Source organism: Polaromonas sp. P3_C2, assembly GCF_056402675.1.
Genome location: NZ_JBFUGX010000809.1, coordinates 1 through 1,653, shown reverse-complemented (window position 1 = coordinate 1,653; position 1,653 = coordinate 1). Strand labels below are relative to the sequence as shown.

Below are 1,653 nucleotides of genomic sequence, written 5' to 3'. Positions count from 1 at the left end.
GGCCTATACCCAGCATGGTGCCGTCCCCCCCCACGACGAGGGCGAGGTCGCATTGGGCGCCGATGCCGGCTGCGTCAAGGGTGGGGAACCGGGTCAGGCCGGTGTTGCTGGCGGTGTCCTGCTCGATCGCCACCTCGCAACCCTGGGTGCCCAGGAAGTGTGCGATCTCCTCCAGTGCTGACCGGGAACCTTGTGCGTGGTACTTGCCGATCAATGCGACATGGCGAAATTGCGACTTCATCGGCAAATTACATCACAACATGGCAACCGAAGCTTCGTAGAATGGCACCATGCTTGATGATCGTGCCCGATTGCTGCTGAAAGCACTCGTTGAACGCTACATTGCCGATGGACAGCCGGTAGGTTCGCGCACGCTCTCGAAAGCTTCCGGCCTTGAACTGTCTCCGGCCACCATACGCAATGTGATGAGCGACCTCGAGGAGCTTGGCCTGATTGTCAGCCCGCACACCTCGGCAGGGCGCATTCCTACCGCGCGGGGTTACCGGCTCTTTGTGGACACGATGTTGACCACCCAGCGCGACCCCTTGTCGTCGTCGGGCCATATCGGTGCGCCGCGACTGGCACCTGATCAACCCCAAAAAGTGCTCAGCAATGCGGCGCACATGCTGTCGAGCCTGTCGCAATTCGTGGGTGTCGTCATGGCGCCACGCCGGACGTCGGTATTTCGCCATATCGAGTTCCTGCGCCTGTCCGAAAAACGCTTTCTTGTGATCATCGTCTCGCCTGACGGCGATGTGCAAAACCGGGTCATCTTCACCGAAGCGGACTACACGCAGTCCCAATTGGTTGAAGCGGCCAATTTCCTCAATTCACATTACGCTGGCATGGCGATTGAAGAGGTAAGAGAGCGCCTGAAGAACGAGGTGGAAGCCCTTCGCGGTGAAATCGCCACGTTGATGCAGGCGGCGGTCAAGGTCAGCTCGGAGGCCATCGAGTCGCGCGACGAGGTGGTTATTTCCGGCGAACGCAATCTGCTGGCCGTCAGCGACTTTTCCGGTGACATGGGTAACCTGCGCAAGCTTTTTGATCTCTTCGAGCAAAAGGCGCAACTTATGCGGCTCCTCGATGTTTCGAGCCGCGCCGAGGGAGTCCGGATTTACATCGGCGGCGAAAGCCAGGTGATTCCGTATCAGGAACTGTCTGTGGTGACAGCCCCTTATGAAGTCGACGGACAGGTCGTGGGAACCCTGGGCGTGATAGGGCCCATGCGTATGCCTTACGAAAAAATGATCCAAATTGTCGACATCACCTCCAAGCTGGTGAGCACCGCGCTTAGCCATAGCAAGTAGGCCCTTACAATCGATCCCTTGAGTGGGGCGTTAGCTCAGTTGGTTAGAGCAGAGGACTCATAATCCTTTGGTCSASKGTTCAAGTCACTCACGCCCTACCATTTAAATAAGCTATAATTTGAGGCTTAGCGGCTGTAGCTCAGTTGGATAGAGTACTTGGCTACGAACCAAGGGGTCGTGGGTTCAATTCCTGCCAGCCGCACCACTTTCTTAAGTGATTTCAATAGCTTAGAGGCTCATCCCTCTAGGCTATTTTTCTTTCCGGGGGGCCGCTTTTGGGGTCCTTTTTCATACCGTTGCCATCGCGATAGTGGTTTTCCTGGGACTGGGCGGCGCCGGACGG

Annotated in this window: 1 protein-coding gene, 2 tRNA genes and 1 pseudogene; 3 read left to right on the top strand and 1 reads right to left on the bottom strand. The window is 57.0% G+C overall.

Features of this window, described 5'->3' with window-relative positions:
- Nucleotides 1-241: pseudogene (gene ppnK, locus AC1DWI_RS22230) on the bottom strand (NAD(+) kinase); the annotation flags it as partial.
- 49 nt (nucleotides 242-290) lie between these two features.
- On the opposite strand from ppnK, the gene hrcA reads away from it, so the two are divergent.
- From hrcA to AC1DWI_RS22215, 3 genes are all read left to right on the top strand, one after another.
- Entirely contained in the window at nucleotides 291-1,310 is a 1,020-nt protein-coding gene (hrcA, locus tag AC1DWI_RS22225; protein WP_477668273.1) for a heat-inducible transcriptional repressor HrcA, read from the top strand.
- Nucleotides 1,311-1,334: 24 nt separating this feature from the next.
- Nucleotides 1,335-1,411 (top strand) — tRNA-Ile (locus tag AC1DWI_RS22220).
- Nucleotides 1,412-1,438: 27 nt separating this feature from the next.
- Nucleotides 1,439-1,515: transfer RNA gene (locus tag AC1DWI_RS22215), tRNA-Arg, on the top strand.
- Nucleotides 1,516-1,653: the final 138 nt, after the last annotated feature.

What these genes read in the sequence shown, in the direction of transcription:
- hrcA (WP_477668273.1), top strand. Translation starts at nt 291, where the DNA reads ATGCTTGATGATCGTGCCCGATTGCTGCTGAAAGCACTCGTTGAACGC.